This window comes from Streptomyces sp. NPDC092370, from assembly GCF_044755265.1.
Taxonomy (GTDB): domain Bacteria; phylum Actinomycetota; class Actinomycetes; order Streptomycetales; family Streptomycetaceae; genus Streptomyces.
In genome coordinates this window covers 101019-116519 of record NZ_JBIVQO010000008.1, presented here as the reverse complement: position 1 = coordinate 116519, position 15501 = coordinate 101019, and the positions used below count along the sequence as shown (strand labels likewise).

Here is a 15501-nt window from a genome sequence, read left to right as displayed (position 1 = left end):
GCCGGGCGGCGCCGTCAGGCTGATCGCCGGTTGATCCCCACGAGCGCCGGGCGGCGTCGTCAGGCTGTGTACGCGCCCACGAGCAGACCCAGGAACGCTCCCGTGATCAGGAACGGGCCGAAGGGGATGGCTGTCTTGCGGGTGGCCCGGCGGGTGATCACCAGGGCGGCGCCGTACAGCGCGCCCAGGAGAAAGCCGGCGAACGTGCCCAGCATGACCGTCGGCCAGCCGTACCAGCCGAGGGCGGCGCCCGTGCCGAGGGCGAGCTTGACGTCGCCGAAGCCCATGCCCGCGGGGTTGATGAGGAACAGGACGAAGTAGCCGCCGCCCAGGGCGAGGGAGCCGAGCAGGGCGGTCGTCCAGACGCCCGCGTGTTCGGGGACGAGGGCGGTGAGGCCGAGCAGGGCCAGTGCGGCACCGGCGAAGGGGAGGGTGAGCGGGTCGGGCAGGCGACGTACGCGGAAGTCGACGACCGTGAGCAGCACGCCGACCGGGGCGAGCAGCAGCCAGACCCCGAGTTCGGGGCGAGTGCCGGTCGCGGCGGCAAGGGCGGCGCAGACGAGGGCGGTGGCGATCACCAGGAGGGTCGTAGGGGGACCGTATCCGGTCGCCGCGCACTCCGGGCACGCCGCCCGCCCCACCCAGCCCTTGACGGCGTGCCCGTCGGGGCACTCCTGCCGCCACGCCTCCCCCGAGGGCGCCGAGAACCGGTAGGCCGCGCGCGGCAGCAGCGCCCCCGCCGCCGCGCCCCACAGCACGGCGGCGACGACCAGCAGCCCGGTGCTCATCCCGCCGCGGCGATCGCGTCGCGCCAGGCCGGCAGCAGCTCGTCGAGCAGCGCCTCGGTGCGCGGCGGCAGCCCGCGGGCCCCGCTGCGGCCGATGAGGTCGGTGGCGAGGGCGGTCAGCCGGTCCGTGTCGCCCGTGGCGTGGGTGGCGCGCAGCAGCTCGTGCCACAGGCGCTCGTCGGCCGGGGCGGTGCGCAGGGCCGCACCGAGCGCCTCGATGGCCTTCTCGGCGCGGTTCTTCTCCATGTGGAACTCGCACAGCGCGAGCCCGGTGTCCGCGACGAGCAGCGGCAGTTGGGCATCGACGATCTCGTGGGTGAGCCACCGGTAGCGGCCCTCGGGCCGGTCGGCGAGCAGCGGCCCGCGCACCAGCACCAGCGCGTCCGTGAGCAGCCGCCCGCGCACGGCCCGGCTGCCGACTCCCTTGCCCTGCGTGGCCTCGTGGTAGAGCGACCGCAGCACGTCCAGGTCGGAGACGACCGTCTTGGCGAGCGTGAGCCGGCCGGAACGGTCGGTGGCGAGGCGGGGCGTGCCGTCGGGGTCGGTGCCGAGCCACTCGCGCAGCCGGTCCAGCAGCGCGTTGCGAACGTCGTCGGTGACACCGCGCGGCCACAGCGCGGAGGACAGTACGCGCGGGTGCACGCCCTCGCGGTGCAGGAGCAGCAGGGCGAGCGCCTCGTGCAGCAGGGCGCTGCGCTCCCCGTCGGGGTTGTCCAGGCCGATGATCTCGTACGGCCCGACGAGCCGGGCGTACACGGCCGGCCGGCCCTGCTCGCTGATGTCGACGAGGAACGGCGGGGTGGTCGCCGGCCTGTCGGTGCCGCGCTCCGGGTCGGCCTCGACGAACAGCTCGACCACGGCCCGCTGCTGGGCGGCCGGCAGCATCTGGGCGTCGAGTTCGAGGCCGAGGAGGGGCGCGAGCAGCTTGCCCTGGCCGGTGATCTCCATCTCCCAGGCGGCGCCCGGCAGATCACCGGTCTCGGTGCCGACGAGGTAGCCGATGCCGAGCCGGCTCGCGTCGGCGGCGAGTTCGGCGAGCTTGACGGCGTCCTCCGCGGACGGCTGGGCGGCCAGCAGGACGAGGTGCGGGGCCCAGCGGGTGTGCTGGGCGGGCCCGGTGCGCCCGGTGAGGACGGAGTCGTGACCGGCGGCGCCCAGCGCTCCGCGCCGCTGCCGTGTCTCGGCCTCCATGGTCTCGACGAGCGCCTCGATGTCCTCGAGGTGCCGGATCCGGTTGGGGGCGAGCGGGGTGAGGTCCTCCCCGAAGCCGACCAGCGTGATGGTCATGCGGTCGGACCAGCCGTTGGTGGCCAACTCGGCGGCGACCGACGCGAAGACGGCGGCCCGGTCGGCCTCCCGGCCGCTCAGCGACACGATGCCGGGCACGGCCTCCAGGTTGAGCAGCAGCCGCGAGTCGTCCATGGTGCCGAGGCTGACCAGGCCCGGGTAGGGCGCGGCCGTGTCGACGTCCTGGTAGCGCTCGGCGTCGGTCCGGGAGAGCATCCAGAAGGTCTGGTCCTGCCCCTGCTGCCAGGGGGCGGGAGGCTTCCCGGCGGGCTGGGCGAGCTGGAGGTGCAGGTCGCCGTTGCTGAGCCAGGCCGCGTACACGACCGGCAGCGCCCGCGACTCCTCGGCGAGGGAGGCGGCGAGACCACGCAGGGACCGGTCGAGCAGCCGCACGCCCTCGGGGTCGGCGCCCACGAGCAGCGCGTCCTGCGCGTCCTGCGCGTCCCCGCTCGGCGTGGGCGGCTCCATGCCGCGCCGACCGCCGATGGAGCCGAACGCCGACTGCCACAGCGCCTGCCGGCGCCGCCGGCCCAGGGCGCCGAGGAGACCGGCGGCGAGGAGGGGCGCGGTGAGGAGGGCCTCGGGAAGGCCGAAGGAACTGTCGGACTCGGCGCCGACGGCCGTCGCCTGCTGGTGCCCCGCGTCGTGCGCGGGCCGCTGCTGCCCGGGGAGGGACACCTGGGCGGTGCCGCCTCCTTGCGCCTGGTCGCTTCCGCCCCCGGCACCGCCTCCACCCTGGGCGTGACCGCCGGTCTGCGCGTAGTCGGAGATCTGCTGCTGGAGGTCCGGCGCCACGTTGGGCGCCTCGTCGGGCATCTCGACGAGCTCGCCGCCACGGGCGTCGCCCGGCATCTCCATGATCCAGCCGGGCCGGATGAGACTGGCCTCGGACAGCCTGGACCCGTCCGGCTGCACGCGGTCCTTGTTGAGCTCGAAGATCTCCTTGTAGCGACGCCCGTCACCCAGGTGCCGTTGGGCTATCTCCCAGAGGGAGTCGTGGTGACGCCCCTCGGGCGGCTGGATCCGGTAGTACTTCGTGTCGCCCTGCTGGGCGGTGCTGCCACCGGCGTCGGCGTGCGAGGCCTGCTCGGCGAGGGCGGCGGCGGCTCCGGACGCCTGGACCTGCTGCTGGGCGAAGAGCCCGGGGGTCGCCTGGGCGGCGGCGACGGCCGGCTTCTGACTGGCGTCGTAGCCCTGCCCGAGCTGCGACAGTCCGGGCGTGAAGCTGGCGGCGGTGGCGCCGACCAGCAGCAGCGCGGCGACGAGCTGCCGCGCGAGCAGCTGACTCGGCCCGGCGCCGGGCACCCGTCCCGGCACGCCGACACCCGACAGCGCGGCCTTCATCTCCACGAGCACACACGCCGTGAACTGCGCCCACGCCAGCCACACGATGACGGTGAGAATGTTCAGGAAGGTGTGGACGGTGATCTCTTGCTGGAGCCACTCGAGGCTCGGCACCCCGCTCGGCAGCGGCCACCCGATCTGCGTGGCCAGCGCGCCCGGCACGCCGACGAGCAGCACGGCCAGGGCGACGAAGGCGAAGAACGCCTTGACGAAGTCCCCGAAGGACCTCCGCCGCATCCTCACCGGTTGCGGAGTCCGGTTCCGGGGGGCGGCCGTGGTTCCCGTCGTCCCCGTCGTACTTCCCGTCGAGCTTGACGAGCTTGAGGTGCGGCGTCGCGACATGGCGGGTGTCCTGGGGTCGTGTGCGGAGTAGAGGTGAGGCCGAGCTGTGAGGTGGGGGTGTGCTGAGCCTACAGAGATCTTATGGACTCTTATGGAGGGCGTCGAAGGGCGGACGGAGGAACTTCACCGACGTCCGGTTTGCCCCCGTGGCAGCCTGGCGCCTCCATCCACGGCCACCGGCCAGGACCTCCCCCTTCGCAACTGCCACGCAGCGTTGCCACGTTCTCCACACACCCGGCAAGGGTCAGGGACGTCAAGGTCCGCGCCTCACTGCCGAACACGGGCCTGTGGGCGGAGACCACCGCCAAGCCCGTCGCCCTCCACCTGGACCCGGGCGCCGAGGACGTCGAGGTCTTCCCCGCCTCAGGCGACTGCGAGATAGACGACGACGGCTCCATCGGCACCCCATACAGCAAGGGCAGCGCCGCCAGGACCCCGCCGTGCGGCATCCGCTACGTCCGCGCCACCAGCGGCACCCCGTACCGGCTCTCGGCCGGCGTCACCTGGCAGATCACCTGGGAAGGCTCCGACGGCTCCGACGGCGACCTGCCCGACGGCACCTTCGAGACGACCCAGGACATGAACGTCCAGGAAATCCAGTCGATCAACCACTGACGCGCCACCCGGTCCTGGGTGTATGAGGGCTCGACGTTGGTGACGCTCTCGCGGAGGCGTGCTGCTGGCGGCTTTCCGGCGGCAGCACTATGCGGCCGATGGCAGTTGTGGTGGATGTTCCACACTGCGATCGCGGCTGACCGGGCGTCCTCACTGCTGAACTCGCGGGCGTCGAGGACTTCCTCGCCATGATGCGCTGGTAGCGCTCCACCTTCCCGTTGTGCCGAGGTGTGTATGGCTTGGTTCTCTGATGCCGGGTGCCTTGCCCGACGATGCGGGCGAAGTCGCCGGAGCGGTAGCAAGCGCCATTGTCGGTAACGACCCGGTGGATGTGGCTGATGCCGTGGGCGGCGAACCAGACCTTCGCTCGGGCGAGGAACGCAGCAGCTGTAGCGCCCTTCTCGTCACTCAGCGGTTCTGCGGAGGCGAGCCGTGAGAAACCGTCGACGACGGAGTGCAAGTAGACGTACCCACGCTTCGCCCCGGTCGACTTCGGCCGACCGACGACCTTGGCCTGATGCTGTCCCGGCCGTGGATCCGCCACCCGCCGCCATCAGGGATCCGGCCGACCTTCTTCACATCCAGGTGCACCATGTGTCCGGGCCAGCGGGCGGTGATCTTTCCCGGCTTCCGGTTGTTCTCGCCGCCTGGGTCGATGAAGCGGCGTTTGCCGAGGCCGAGCCGGGTCAGGTGTCGGCTGACGGTTCGCCGGTTGATCACAAACCCGATACTCACAAGTTCGTCGGTGATCCGTTGCGCGGACCACTTGTGCCCGCGGCGCCAGGACTCGACATCTCCCGCGCATGCGCCAGCAAGTGGGTAAATCGCTGGCGGCAACACGGTGATGCGGGGTTGCACGAGCCGCCTACGGCCCACGACGCTCAGGGGCATTCGCGTGGAGCACTCGTCGTCCTCTCGAAGTCAGACAACGGCAGGCGCGCACGACAGGTGTCGCGCCTGCCGCATTGTGGCCTTTCAGCCCCGCGGTGCGACGCGGATACGGTTCCCGTCAGGATCGGCTGCGAGGAAGGTCAGCCCGAACCCCGCATCATGTGGCTCCTGCAGGATCGTGACGCCCATGGACTGCCACTGCTTGAAGATCGCATTGATCTCGGCGGGCCCATCGTTGCTGGCCAGACAAATCTCACTGGTGCGCGGGACGTCCGCTGACAGATCCTCGAACTGGCCAGACCACAGAGCGAGGTCAGCGCCTGGCCCGAGGTCGAAGGTGATGTATCCCGGAGTCTCGAACGAAGGGCTCATGCCGAGGAGGTCGCCGTAGAAGCGCGCTGCGGCGGGAGCGTCGTTCACATAGACGATGGACACGACGGATGTGGTCACGGTTGTTCCTTCTCACAGGTCGTAGGTACGCATCCACCAGCCTCACCGGGATATGCGCCGCTCCCTGTCGCAATTCCTGAAAAAATTGGTGTGTGACCCCAGACCGCTTCTTCTCCCTGATGCTGCTCCTCGCATCGAGGGATGCCGTAACCACACAGGAACTTGCCTCGGCGCTCGGGGTGTCCCTTCGAACCATCACCCGGGACCTGAATTGGCTCCGCGACGCCGGTCTCCCGGTGACCGCGCAACGGGGCCGCCTCGGAGGAGTGACCATGCTGCCCGGGTCCGGGCTCGACCTCACGCGCCTCACACCGGACGAGCGTGATCATCTGTCGCTCACCGGGCTGGATGAGAAGCAACGTGCGGAGCTCAACGCATCCGTCGAAAGCCATCGCGCGCTCTCCAAGATCGGTGCTACACAGCCACGTCGAACTCATGAGCTCCTGCCCCTCACCGACGTAGTGCACGTGGACAGCCGTCCCTGGCTCCAGGCACGAGATTCCGACACGACTCCGGCTTCACTGATCGGCCCAGTGCGGCGCGGTCGTCGGCTACGGATCGAGTACGACAGTCCCCACGAGTCATGCTCACGCATCCTGGTCGTGGACCCCTACGGGCTGCTCGCCAAGGCCGGCACCTGGTACCTCGTCGCCGACTGTGCCCGAGTGCCACGGATGTACCGGCTCGAACGGATCACGGCCTGGACAGCAGTCGACCAGCCACGACGGATCCGCGAGAACCAGACCCTGGCCACCGTCGCTGCAGCGCTCGTTGATCAGTGGGAACACAACCATGCGATAGAGGTCAGCGCCACCATCGACCAGACCCAGATCGAGCGAGCGCAACGGATCTTTGGCCAACGACTCGTCCAAGACGACCATGAAGAATTCGCCACCGGCCACAAGGTAACGATCCGCTTCCTGCGTCTGGAGGACGTGCGAGCGCTACTGCCGTTCGGAAGCGCCATCACTGTGCACGGCCCCACCGAAGCCAGGGCTCACCTCAGCAACCTCGCCATCAACCTTGCCCACCACTATGCGCCGTCACCAACGTCCTGACCCGCAATACCTAGGCCTCACGTGCCCAGCTTCGGCGAGGGTCCCTTCAAGACACCACCAGTACCCGAGAGCAGACTGATCGACATCGCGACAAACGACCTCGGAATCAGCATGTAAGGGGAGCGGACCGGGAAAGACAGGTTGCATCGATGTCCAGTTTCTCGCCGGCGGTTCCGGAGTCCTGGTGGGAGTTCGACATCCGTCCCGAAGGTCGTGACACCACGATCAGGGCCCTTGTCGACGATCGAGTCCGGGCGTCTCCCGAACTCGCTCCGTACCGAACCGACATGAGCGCCATGCTCCGCAAGGTGGCCAAGGACGCCCACGACTCCGGCGCCCTCTACATGGGCTGCATGGCCGAGAACTTCGACGGGTTGCCGCTGTCCGCGGCCGTCACCGTCCTCGGGGCGAAGGACAAACAAGGTGTGACCCTGTCCACTGACCCCCGTACCATCGCCGGCAGCCTGCGCCCCATCACCCCCCGGCGTGAGGGTGACGCCTTGCGCAAGGTCACCACCGTCGAGATCCCGGACGTGGGCACCGCGGCGCGCGCCTACGGCGTGGAGGACGTGCCCGTCGCCGAGGGCGACACCCGTACGCTGCGGATGGTGCTGACACAGAGGTACGTTCCTCTGCCGGGGACCGACAACCAGGTCGTGGTCACCTCGGGGGCCAGCCCCGTGCTGGAGGCTGAGGCCTTCCACGACATCTTTCGACGCTGTGACGAGTACGTTCCTCTTCGTCTGACCGTCCGACCTGCTGGGGGAATCCACATGGGCAAGGGCAAGAGCGACCTCGCGCTCCCGCTGACCGAGCTGGAGAGCTACGGGCGCCGGCTGCGGTCCATCAAGACCCGTCTGAATCACACCAAGAAGCTTTTCGAGTCCTACAGGGACGACATCGGCGACGGCAGCGTCAATGACGCGCTCGACGATTTCGAGTCCAACTGGGAGGACGGGCGTGAGGACATCACGCAGCAGCTGGACGCGCTCGCGAGCATGTCCGATGCCGTGGTGCGCGAGTTCAAGAAGCTGGACGACGAACTCGCCAAGAAGGTGAACGACGCCGTGAAGACCGAGGACAAGCGGGGCGGAAAAGGCGGCAAGGGGGACGGCGGGACGAAGTAGACCGCTGCCCGAGGGACGCGGAAAAGCCCCGGATCCGGAGATCCGAGGCCTCTTGCCGTGCGTGCGTCAGGAAGCGACGGCCGCGTTGAGGTGCAGGTCCGCCGCGATGCCCTGCGGCGAGACGGCGAGGCCCACGCCGCCCCCGACGCCGGCGGTGAGGCCTGCGGCAGTGGTCTCGACGTAGAGACCGGCTGCGGCGCCGGCACCCGCGGTGGCGCCACCCGCCTGACCGCCGGCGATGGTGTCCAGATCGGCGTCGGACATCTGGGCGGTCTGGATCTGCGGGGTGAAGGCCATGGAGGGCGGTTCCCTTCGTTCAAGAATTCGAAGTGCTCGAGCGCGACCGATCAAAGCACGTCGGAAGAAGGCACGGCCAGTCAGTGGTTATGGGTGGGTGTCGGATTTCGGCGACCGAATTCACGGGTGTGACCGTTCGGCCACCGAGGACCTCACGGCCTTCACACCCTCTGCCACTTCGCGATACAGGAATGCGGTCCACGGCGCGAAAACAGGCCAGGATCGGTTTCCGCCCGGCACCACCATGACCTCGTGGTGAACGGTGTGCAGATTCGCCGAATGTTCCGGATCGGCTCAGCCGACCTCGTTCCGCGCCACCGCCTGGCCGCGGACCACCACGTCGCCGCCGTAGAACATGCCCGTGAAGACCGGGGAGTACGTGAGCTGGACCTCGACCTCGACCTGCTCGGCGTTCGCCGCCACGCAGTGGGTCGCTCCGATGTCCGCGCCCGTCATGTCCATCTCGCGGGCGAAGGCCTTCACGCGGGCGTCGCAGTTCTCGAAGTTGATCGGGGCCGGACCACCCTCGTTCTCGTAGAGGGCGTCGCGGTCGATGTCCTGCGCGGCGTAACGGGCGGCCTGTTCTGCGATGTCGGCGGCGCGTTCCCGCTTGGAGATGGACAGGCCGCCGTCGATGACGAACGCGGAGAGGGAGAGGAAGACGAGCGTGAAGATGATGACCGCGCCGGCACCCGAGCCGCGGTCGTCCCACTGTGCGCGGCGGGCCGCCCAACGCGCCCGCCCATACGGCCGGAGGTGTCTCACGCCGACCTCCGGAACGGATCGAGCGGGGAGCTGAAGCTCGACGACAGGGTCGTCGGGACGTCGAGGCCGAGCATGGCGAGCCCCCGCACCTGGCAGCTCACCTCGACCGTGAAGATGGTGTCCGGTTCGAAGCCCTGGCTGGTCTGCGTGACGGACACCGGGCCCGAGCAGACGTCCGCCAGGTTCGCCTCGGCGGCCTTCCTCGCCTCGGCCATGGCCGTCGCGTGGTCCTTCTGGATCGACCCGGCGCGGGCCGCGTCCCGGGCCGCGCCGTCGAGCGCTCCGCGGCCGTCCACGAGCTGGCCGAAGGCCACCAAAACCAGGATGAACAGGATCATCACCGGCGCGAGGATCACGACCTCGACGGTGGACAGGCCGCTGTCGTCCGCGAACCGGCGGCCCTCCTGAACCGAGGGGACGGACACGTCAGTTCCCCTCTTCCTGCACGAACCGCTCCACCGGCCCCACCGACTGCGCGTGCACCGTCAGGTCCAGCCCGGGAAACACCGTCGGTACCCTCGCCTCGATCTCCACGCCCACCGTGTTCTGCTCCGGCTGCACCATCGTCACGTCCGGGGAGAGGACCAACTGCGGGCCCAACTGCCGAATGTAGCTGTCCACGACATCCCGTGCCTCGCCCCGCCACGCGCCCGGCCGCTCGTCGGCCGTGGCACGGGCCTTGCGGGCTCCGGCCTGGGCCGCCGCCTGGGCGACATGGTCGGCGAAGAAGTACAGGGCGAACTGCACGGTCGCGAAGATCATGAAAAAGAGGACCGGGGTGAGCAGCACGAACTCGATCGCGGTCATGCCCGAGTCGCCGCGGGTGGCCGCCCGTCTCCGTGCGGCCCGCACCCAGCGGCGTGCCCGTCTGCTGACGTCTGCCGGCATCCCCGTGAACCCCGTAGCTCCTGAGACGGTCAGCAGGTCTTGCCCGCGTCCGCACCCTTGATGCAGTCGCCGACCTTGTTGGCGCCCTCGCTCAGCGCGGCGTTGATGATGGCGGCCACCACACCGACGATCGCCACGACGACCGCGGAGATGATGACCCACTCGACTGCGGAGGCACCGCGGTCCAGCTCGCCGGAGCGGGCACGCTCGGTGCGGGCCTGGAGGAAGGTGACGAGGAAGTCCACGGCGGGGATGCCGGTGTGGAAGTTACGTCCGTTCATGACGTCTTGTCCTTTCGAAATCGGGTCACGGAGGTTCTGGAGTTGTGAAGGTCGCTGCAAGGCTCATGCACGGCTCACTGCACCTGGAACACCCGCATCGCCGCCGGAAAGATAAGGAACACCAGGAACCCGGCGCACAGCAGCAGCTGCGCCACGAGCATCGACTGGGACTTCTCGCCCGCGCTGCCCTCGATCTCGGCGAGCTCGCGGTGCCGCATGGTCTCGGCACGGGAGGCGAGGGACTCGCGGACCTTGGCACCGTCGTCCGCGACCAGGGCCAAGGAGGCCGAGAGGTCCTTGAGTTCCTCGACGCCGATCTCCTCGCCGAGCGCGCCGAGCGCCTGCCACTGGCTGACGCCGGTGATACGGGCGTCGGACAGGGCGTTGCGGATGCGCTGGTTGGCCCAGCCGTCGGAGACCTCGGCCGCCGCCATCAGGGCCTCGGGCAGACCGCGCCCGCCGGCCAGGCTCATCGACACCAGGTCGAGGTACGCACCGATCACGCGCCGCAGGTCGCGCCGCTTCTCGGCGGCGTCCCGCCGTACCTCCAGGTCGGGCAGGAAGAAGAAGATCACCGCGAAGAGCAGGGCCAGCCAGACCGGGATGATCGGGCTCCTGCCGAAGCCCAGCGTGTAGACGATGGCGAACAGGAACGGGCCGAAGAACAGCCCGGCCACGCCCAGCAGCGCCTTCGTCGCCAGGAACTTCTCCCAGCTGCGGTCCAGCACCGCGAGGTCCGCGCGCAGCGAGCGCTGCTCCCATCCCTGCTGGAGGTAGAACTCCGAGACGCGCAGGCCGACTTCGGCCCGCAGGGCGCCCAGGCGCCCCTTTTCCCGCTCGACGCGGGCCGACTCGTACGCCGAGCCGCGGGCCCGCATCGCGTCGATGCGCGCCACCTGTGAGATCGCGCTGCGCTTGCCGGGCATGAGGGCGCGCACGAGGGCGTAGAGGCCCAGACCGAGGACGGCGCCGACGACGAGCGGCATCGTGAGGTCCATCAGCGAACCCCCTCTTCCTGCGGCAGCCGCTGCGGGGACTGCGCCCCCGACGGCGTCCTCGGACGGACGAACTGGACGGAGGCCTCGTCGCGGACCAGGAAACGCTCCGGCGTCTCGATGGTGGACAGCTTGCGCAGCCACCAGAAGCCGAGCGCGAACAGGCCGCAGACACAGGCCAGGACGAGCTGGCCGACGGCTGTTCCGTACGGCGCCACGAACTCGCGGTTGAAGATCGACAGGCCGAGGACGAAGGCGACGGAGACCGCCACCACGATCTGCACGGACCTGCGGGTCGACGCGCGCTGGGCCATGACCCGCTGACGCATGTCGACCTCCTCGCGGGCCGACTTGGCCAGGGCGCCCAGGACTTGGCGCAGGCCCGGGCCGCGCAGCCGGGCGTTGAGGATGAGGGCCGCGACGATGATGTCGGCGGAGGCGTCGTCGATCTCGTCGGCGAGCTGCTGGAGCGCCTCGGGCAGCGGGGTGCGGGCGCGCAGCCGGTCGACGAGGGCGTCGAGGTGGGGTCGCAGGACGGGGGCCGCGGCGCGGGCGGAGGCCGGGATGGCCTGTTCCAGGCCGACGGCGCCGGCGATGGTGTCGCGCAGGGACTCCGTCCAGGAGGCCAGGGCCTCCACGCGGCGCATGGCGGCCCGCTCCTCACCGGCTCCGCCGAACAGGCGGTCCCAGAAGAAGACGAGGACACCGGCCGCGAGGCCCGCGACGGCCCAGCGGGTGAGCACCAGGACGACCAGGCCGACGATGGCGGCGAGCGAGCCGCGCCGGCCGGCGAAGCGGATGAGCTCGCTCGCCCGCGCGGCGGCCTTCTGCTTCTCGTGGTCGGGCTTGACGGGCAGCCCGCGGACGGCGACGACAAGGAGGGCTAGTCCGCCGCCGACGGCGACACCGCTCCCTATCGAGTACAGGACGGTGGTGGAGAACAGACCGCCCATGGAGCCGAGCGAGCCGATGGCCGCGTACGTGGTGTTCATGCCCGGCTCACCCCCAGGTCCCGGACGGCCGGTAGCCGTGTGCCATCAGTTCCTCCAGGCAGGCTATGGGGGCGTGCGGCACGATCCGGCCGTCGGCGGCCTCCGCGAACACCTCGCTGGACAGCACGCGTCCGTCGACGCCGTTGACCTCGCGGACGGAGGTCACCATGCGCTGGAGGCGGCCGCCGTTGCCGTAGTTGTTGCGCCGCTGGATGAAGACGACGAAATTGACCGCGCCCGCGATCAGCATCTGGCTGGCCTCGATGGGCAGTCGTTCCGTGGCCTGCAGCGCGTAGGTGGAAATACGGTTGAAGACCTCGTGCGAGCTGTTGGCGTGGATCGTGGACAGTGAGCCGTCGTTGCCCTGCGACATCGCGTTGAGCATGGTGACGATCTCGTCGCCGAGGACCTCACCCACGATGACGCGGGAGGGGTTCATACGCAGCGAGCGGCGCACCAGTTCCGCCATCGAAATGGCGCCCTGGCCCTCGGAGTTGGGCAGGCGCTCCTCGAAGGCGACGACATTGGGGTGCAGGTCGGGAAAGGTGTCGAGGCCGAGCTCCAGGGCCCGTTCGACGGTGATGAGGCGCTCGTGCGGTGGGATCTCGTTGGCGAGGGCGCGCAGCAGCGTGGTCTTACCGGCGTTGGTGGCGCCGGCGATCATGATGTTCTTGCGGGCGCGGACCGCGCAGGCCATGAAGTGGGCGACCTCGGGCGACAGCGTGCCGTTGCCGACGAGGTCGGAGATGAACACCTTGCCCATGCGCGCCCGGCGGATGGACAGCGCGGGGCGCCGCGTGACGTCCATGACGGCCGACAGACGCGAACCGTCGGGGAGCCGCAGGTCGAGCTGCGGGTTGGCGGAGTCGAAGGGACGCGAGGACAGACCCGAGTACGCGCCCAGCACCTGGATGAGCTCGATGAGCTCCTCGTCGGTCTCGGCGACGGGATCGCCCTGCACCTCACGGCCGTCGGCGTACCCGACGAACACCTGGTCGCAGCCGTTGATGTCGATGTTCTCGACCTCGGGGTTGTCCAGCAGCGGCTGGAGCCGGCCGACCCCGAACAGCGCGGCGTGCACGGCGGCCGCGTACTGCTCCTCGGTCTCGGCGTCCAGCGGCGTACGGCCCGCGTTGATCTCGGCGCGGGCGTACTCCTCCAGGATCTGGGCGATGACGGCGCGGGCGTACTGCCGCTCGTCCTCCGTGGACATCGGAGTGACGCCCGCGACCTGGTCCTGCCGGCGCTGCTCGGCGATACGGTCGCCGGCGTCCTGGCGGAACCGCTTGACCAAAGTGTGGTCGACAGCGGTCATGCGCCGGCCCCCGCGTGGCCCTGGGCGGGCGGGACGTGGTGGGGCTGGGGTGCGTGGTCGGCCTGGGCGGAGGCGGCCCAGGCCGCGCCGTACTGCTGGTAGAGGTCGGCGGCGACCTTGCGGGCCGAGCGGATCAGCAGCGACTTGTCGAGACGGCCGCGCTTACGGCCGGCCAGCTGGTCGGCGCCGGCCGGGTCGTCGGCGATGGTGCCGACCACGCGGGCGCCGGTCTGGGCGTGCACGAGCATGTCGTTGACCTGCGAGGCGAGCTTGCCGGCCGTGCCGGTGTCGGCGATCAGGACGACGCCGATCATCGGAATACCGAGGCTCGCGGCGCCGCGCGGTCCGCCGTGCAGCTTGCCCGCGAGGGCGGCGGCACGGTCGCGGACACGCGCGATGGCCTCCGGCTCGGTGCGCGAGATGAGCAGCACGAGCGCGGCGTGCGGGAACAGTTCGACGGCCGGGGTGTCGCCGCTGATGCGCCCGCAGTCGGCGATGACGTCGGCGGCGGCGTGCGGGGAGTCCGCGAGGGAGCTGAAGGCGTGCCCGAGGGTCGGCCACAACCCCGCGAGTCCGGCGGCCTGTTCGGCGATCCCGAGCCCGACGAGCACCTCCAGGCCGCCGCTGAGCGGCTGCACGTGGTCCCAGAGCTGGTCGGGCACGAGGCCGCGACGCGCGGTGGCGGCGATGGAGAGCATGCCGGTGTTCGGGTTGAGCGGCCCGCCGTGCGCCGCGGCACTGCGGTAGACGAGGTCACCGCCCGCCGGGTCCGCCTCGGCGAGCAGGACACGCCGCGGCCAGACCGCCGCCAGTGCGACGGCCGCGGTGGTGACGCCGGGGGAACCCTTGTCGGCGGCGAGAGCGATGAGCGCCATGGGTGGAGTGCCGCCTTCTAGTTGCCGGGAACGTGCACGACGGCGACCTGGTTCGCGGCGGCCGCCGCGGCGAGCGCGGCCGCGTCGGCCTGGTCGACGAGAAGGGTGAGCGAGAGGTTGCCCGTGCTCACCGTGGCGTCATCGTCCTCGGCGACGGTGTTCACGCGCGCATTGTCGACGAGGGCGCCGCCGGAGGAGGTGCCGCCCGAACCGCTGTTGCCGTCGGAGCTGTTCGAACCGGAGCCGGTGGAGTTGACGCGGTAGGCGGAGACGATGTCGCCGGCCTTGATGTCCGCGGGGTACGTACCCTCCTTGAGGGCGAGCCCGACGGAGGCCTTGCCCGCGGGGAGGCCGGCCTTCTTGGCGAACATCTGGCCCATCACGACCGTGTCGGAGTAGATCGTGGACTTGGCCTTGAGGGTCTTCAGCGTGTCCAGCTGATCCCACGTGACGTAGTTGATGCTGTCGTCGTCGGCGACCATCACCGGGGTCACGTCGCTGTTGGTGACGGACTCCCCGGCCTGGATCTCCTTCGTCACCTTGACGACCTCGACCCGGTTACCGACCTGCAGCACGAGCATCGTCACGCCCAGCGCGCCCACCAGGATCAGCAGCACCGCCAGCGCGGCCAGCGCCGGTTTGCGCTCGCGAGGAGGGGTGGGAAGCCGGTCACCGACCGACGGCTGAGCCGGAACGGCAGAACGACCTGCGCCCGCCCCCGTACGCTCTTGGATCTTCACGCAACCGCTCCCCGTACACCCAAGAAGATGTCTGTCATGTGCCTTCGCATAGGGACACTTCACCCGCGTCGACCCACACGGAGAAGCACGGGACGGGCCGGACGTACCCGCCCGGCCTGGGCGAATAGCCAGCACTGGGGGTGAGTGTCAAGCCATGGCACCGTATCAGCCGCACATAAGCCCCTCAAGGCGCGCCCGGCCCCACGGGGCGCAGGATGCGGCCTGTTATCCATCTGCAACATCACGGCCATTCAACCCGGCCGCGGCCAGCTCCACATGACGGCAGCACCTGTGCGTCAGCGAACCGGCGTCATCCTCAACACCCCTGCCGCTACGACTGGTTCGTCACCCGTCGACCACCATGCCTGCACGATTCACTCACGAAGTCGGAGTGAGGCGTGGCACAGCCCTGCCACCTGAGGGTGACGGCCGCGAGCGTCGGAGCCGCCCTT

Annotated in this window: 15 protein-coding genes and 3 pseudogenes; 4 read left to right on the top strand and 14 right to left on the bottom strand. The window is 70.1% G+C overall.

What is annotated here, in order from left to right:
• Positions 1-59: 59 nt before the first annotated feature.
• Positions 60-788 carry a prepilin peptidase gene (locus tag ACIQHQ_RS24055; protein WP_402614840.1) on the bottom strand — a complete coding sequence of 243 codons (729 nt, stop codon included), beginning with the start codon at positions 786-788 and terminating at the stop codon, positions 60-62.
• Positions 785-3760: a BTAD domain-containing putative transcriptional regulator gene (locus ACIQHQ_RS24050; protein ID WP_402614837.1), complete on the bottom strand. Its 2976-nt coding sequence runs from the start codon at positions 3758-3760 to the stop codon at positions 785-787. Before ACIQHQ_RS24050 ends, ACIQHQ_RS24055 begins: the two co-directional genes overlap by 4 nt.
• Before the next feature lie 240 nt (positions 3761-4000).
• Here ACIQHQ_RS24050 and ACIQHQ_RS24045 point away from each other — a divergent pair.
• Positions 4001-4375, top strand: a pseudogene (locus ACIQHQ_RS24045) (hypothetical protein); the annotation flags it as partial.
• Positions 4376-4395: 20 nt separating this feature from the next.
• Here the strand turns inward: ACIQHQ_RS24045 and ACIQHQ_RS24040 are convergent.
• Together ACIQHQ_RS24040 and ACIQHQ_RS24035 are read right to left on the bottom strand one after the other, a co-directional pair.
• Positions 4396-5167: pseudogene (locus ACIQHQ_RS24040) on the bottom strand (integrase core domain-containing protein); the annotation flags it as partial.
• A gap of 183 nt (positions 5168-5350) precedes the next feature.
• Entirely contained in the window at positions 5351-5716 is a 366-nt protein-coding gene (locus tag ACIQHQ_RS24035) for a VOC family protein (protein WP_402614834.1), read from the bottom strand.
• Between the two features lie 92 nt (positions 5717-5808).
• Here ACIQHQ_RS24035 and ACIQHQ_RS24030 point away from each other — a divergent pair, with 92 nt between their 5' ends.
• The 3 genes and pseudogenes from ACIQHQ_RS24030 to ACIQHQ_RS24020 all read left to right on the top strand — a co-directional run bounded on the left by ACIQHQ_RS24030 (position 5809) and on the right by ACIQHQ_RS24020 (position 7901).
• Positions 5809-6774, top strand: a complete 966-nt coding sequence (locus tag ACIQHQ_RS24030; RefSeq protein ID WP_402614832.1) for a helix-turn-helix transcriptional regulator — start codon at positions 5809-5811, stop codon at positions 6772-6774.
• A gap of 149 nt (positions 6775-6923) precedes the next feature.
• Positions 6924-7521 (top strand): annotated as a pseudogene (locus tag ACIQHQ_RS24025) (hypothetical protein).
• 26 nt (positions 7522-7547) lie between these two features.
• Complete coding sequence (locus ACIQHQ_RS24020) at positions 7548-7901, top strand: hypothetical protein (protein WP_402614829.1); 354 nt, start codon at positions 7548-7550, stop codon at positions 7899-7901.
• 66 nt (positions 7902-7967) lie between these two features.
• Here the strand turns inward: ACIQHQ_RS24020 and ACIQHQ_RS24015 are convergent, their stop codons facing one another.
• The 10 genes from ACIQHQ_RS24015 to ACIQHQ_RS23970 form a co-directional block, all read right to left on the bottom strand.
• On the bottom strand, positions 7968-8198 hold the full coding sequence (locus ACIQHQ_RS24015) for a hypothetical protein (protein ID WP_402614826.1): 231 nt from the start codon (positions 8196-8198) through the stop codon (positions 7968-7970).
• 294 nt (positions 8199-8492) lie between these two features.
• On the bottom strand, positions 8493-8963 hold the full coding sequence (locus ACIQHQ_RS24010) for a pilus assembly protein TadG-related protein (RefSeq protein WP_402614823.1): 471 nt from the start codon (positions 8961-8963) through the stop codon (positions 8493-8495).
• Complete coding sequence (locus ACIQHQ_RS24005; protein WP_402614820.1) at positions 8960-9388, bottom strand: TadE/TadG family type IV pilus assembly protein; 429 nt, start codon at positions 9386-9388, stop codon at positions 8960-8962. Before ACIQHQ_RS24005 ends, ACIQHQ_RS24010 begins: the two co-directional genes overlap by 4 nt.
• Before the next feature lies 1 nt (position 9389).
• Positions 9390-9851 carry a TadE family protein gene (locus ACIQHQ_RS24000; protein ID WP_402614817.1) on the bottom strand — a complete coding sequence of 154 codons (462 nt, stop codon included), beginning with the start codon at positions 9849-9851 and terminating at the stop codon, positions 9390-9392.
• A 29-nt stretch (positions 9852-9880) separates the two neighbouring features.
• Positions 9881-10132 (bottom strand): hypothetical protein, encoded by a 252-nt coding sequence (locus tag ACIQHQ_RS23995; protein ID WP_010041603.1) that lies wholly within the window; start codon positions 10130-10132, stop codon positions 9881-9883.
• 74 nt (positions 10133-10206) lie between these two features.
• Entirely contained in the window at positions 10207-11130 is a 924-nt protein-coding gene (locus tag ACIQHQ_RS23990) for a type II secretion system F family protein (RefSeq protein WP_402614813.1), read from the bottom strand.
• A complete protein-coding gene (locus tag ACIQHQ_RS23985; RefSeq protein ID WP_402615328.1) occupies positions 11130-12080 on the bottom strand; it encodes a type II secretion system F family protein in 951 nt (316 codons plus the stop codon). The genes ACIQHQ_RS23990 and ACIQHQ_RS23985 overlap by 1 nt, the downstream gene beginning before the upstream one ends.
• A gap of 46 nt (positions 12081-12126) precedes the next feature.
• Entirely contained in the window at positions 12127-13434 is a 1308-nt protein-coding gene (locus ACIQHQ_RS23980) for a CpaF family protein (protein ID WP_402614811.1), read from the bottom strand.
• Positions 13431-14309, bottom strand: a complete 879-nt coding sequence (locus tag ACIQHQ_RS23975; protein WP_402614808.1) for a hypothetical protein — start codon at positions 14307-14309, stop codon at positions 13431-13433. Before ACIQHQ_RS23975 ends, ACIQHQ_RS23980 begins: the two co-directional genes overlap by 4 nt.
• A 17-nt stretch (positions 14310-14326) precedes the next feature.
• Complete coding sequence (locus tag ACIQHQ_RS23970; protein ID WP_402614805.1) at positions 14327-15049, bottom strand: hypothetical protein; 723 nt, start codon at positions 15047-15049, stop codon at positions 14327-14329.
• Between the last annotated feature and the right edge of the window lie 452 nt (positions 15050-15501).

Bases quoted from the DNA above. Each gene is read 5' to 3' on its own strand.
- ACIQHQ_RS24055 (WP_402614840.1), bottom strand. From the start codon at position 788: ATGAGCACCGGGCTGCTGGTCGTCGCCGCCGTGCTGTGGGGCGCGGCG.
- ACIQHQ_RS24050 (WP_402614837.1), bottom strand. From the start codon at position 3,760: ATGTCGCGACGCCGCACCTCAAGCTCGTCAAGCTCGACGGGAAGTACG.
- ACIQHQ_RS24020 (WP_402614829.1), top strand. From the start codon at position 7,548: ATGGGCAAGGGCAAGAGCGACCTCGCGCTCCCGCTGACCGAGCTGGAG.
- ACIQHQ_RS24015 (WP_402614826.1), bottom strand. From the start codon at position 8,198: ATGGCCTTCACCCCGCAGATCCAGACCGCCCAGATGTCCGACGCCGAT.
- ACIQHQ_RS24000 (WP_402614817.1), bottom strand. From the start codon at position 9,851: ATGCCGGCAGACGTCAGCAGACGGGCACGCCGCTGGGTGCGGGCCGCA.
- ACIQHQ_RS23995 (WP_010041603.1), bottom strand. From the start codon at position 10,132: ATGAACGGACGTAACTTCCACACCGGCATCCCCGCCGTGGACTTCCTC.
- ACIQHQ_RS23990 (WP_402614813.1), bottom strand. From the start codon at position 11,130: ATGGACCTCACGATGCCGCTCGTCGTCGGCGCCGTCCTCGGTCTGGGC.
- ACIQHQ_RS23985 (WP_402615328.1), bottom strand. From the start codon at position 12,080: ATGGGCGGTCTGTTCTCCACCACCGTCCTGTACTCGATAGGGAGCGGT.
- ACIQHQ_RS23980 (WP_402614811.1), bottom strand. From the start codon at position 13,434: ATGACCGCTGTCGACCACACTTTGGTCAAGCGGTTCCGCCAGGACGCC.
- ACIQHQ_RS23975 (WP_402614808.1), bottom strand. From the start codon at position 14,309: ATGGCGCTCATCGCTCTCGCCGCCGACAAGGGTTCCCCCGGCGTCACC.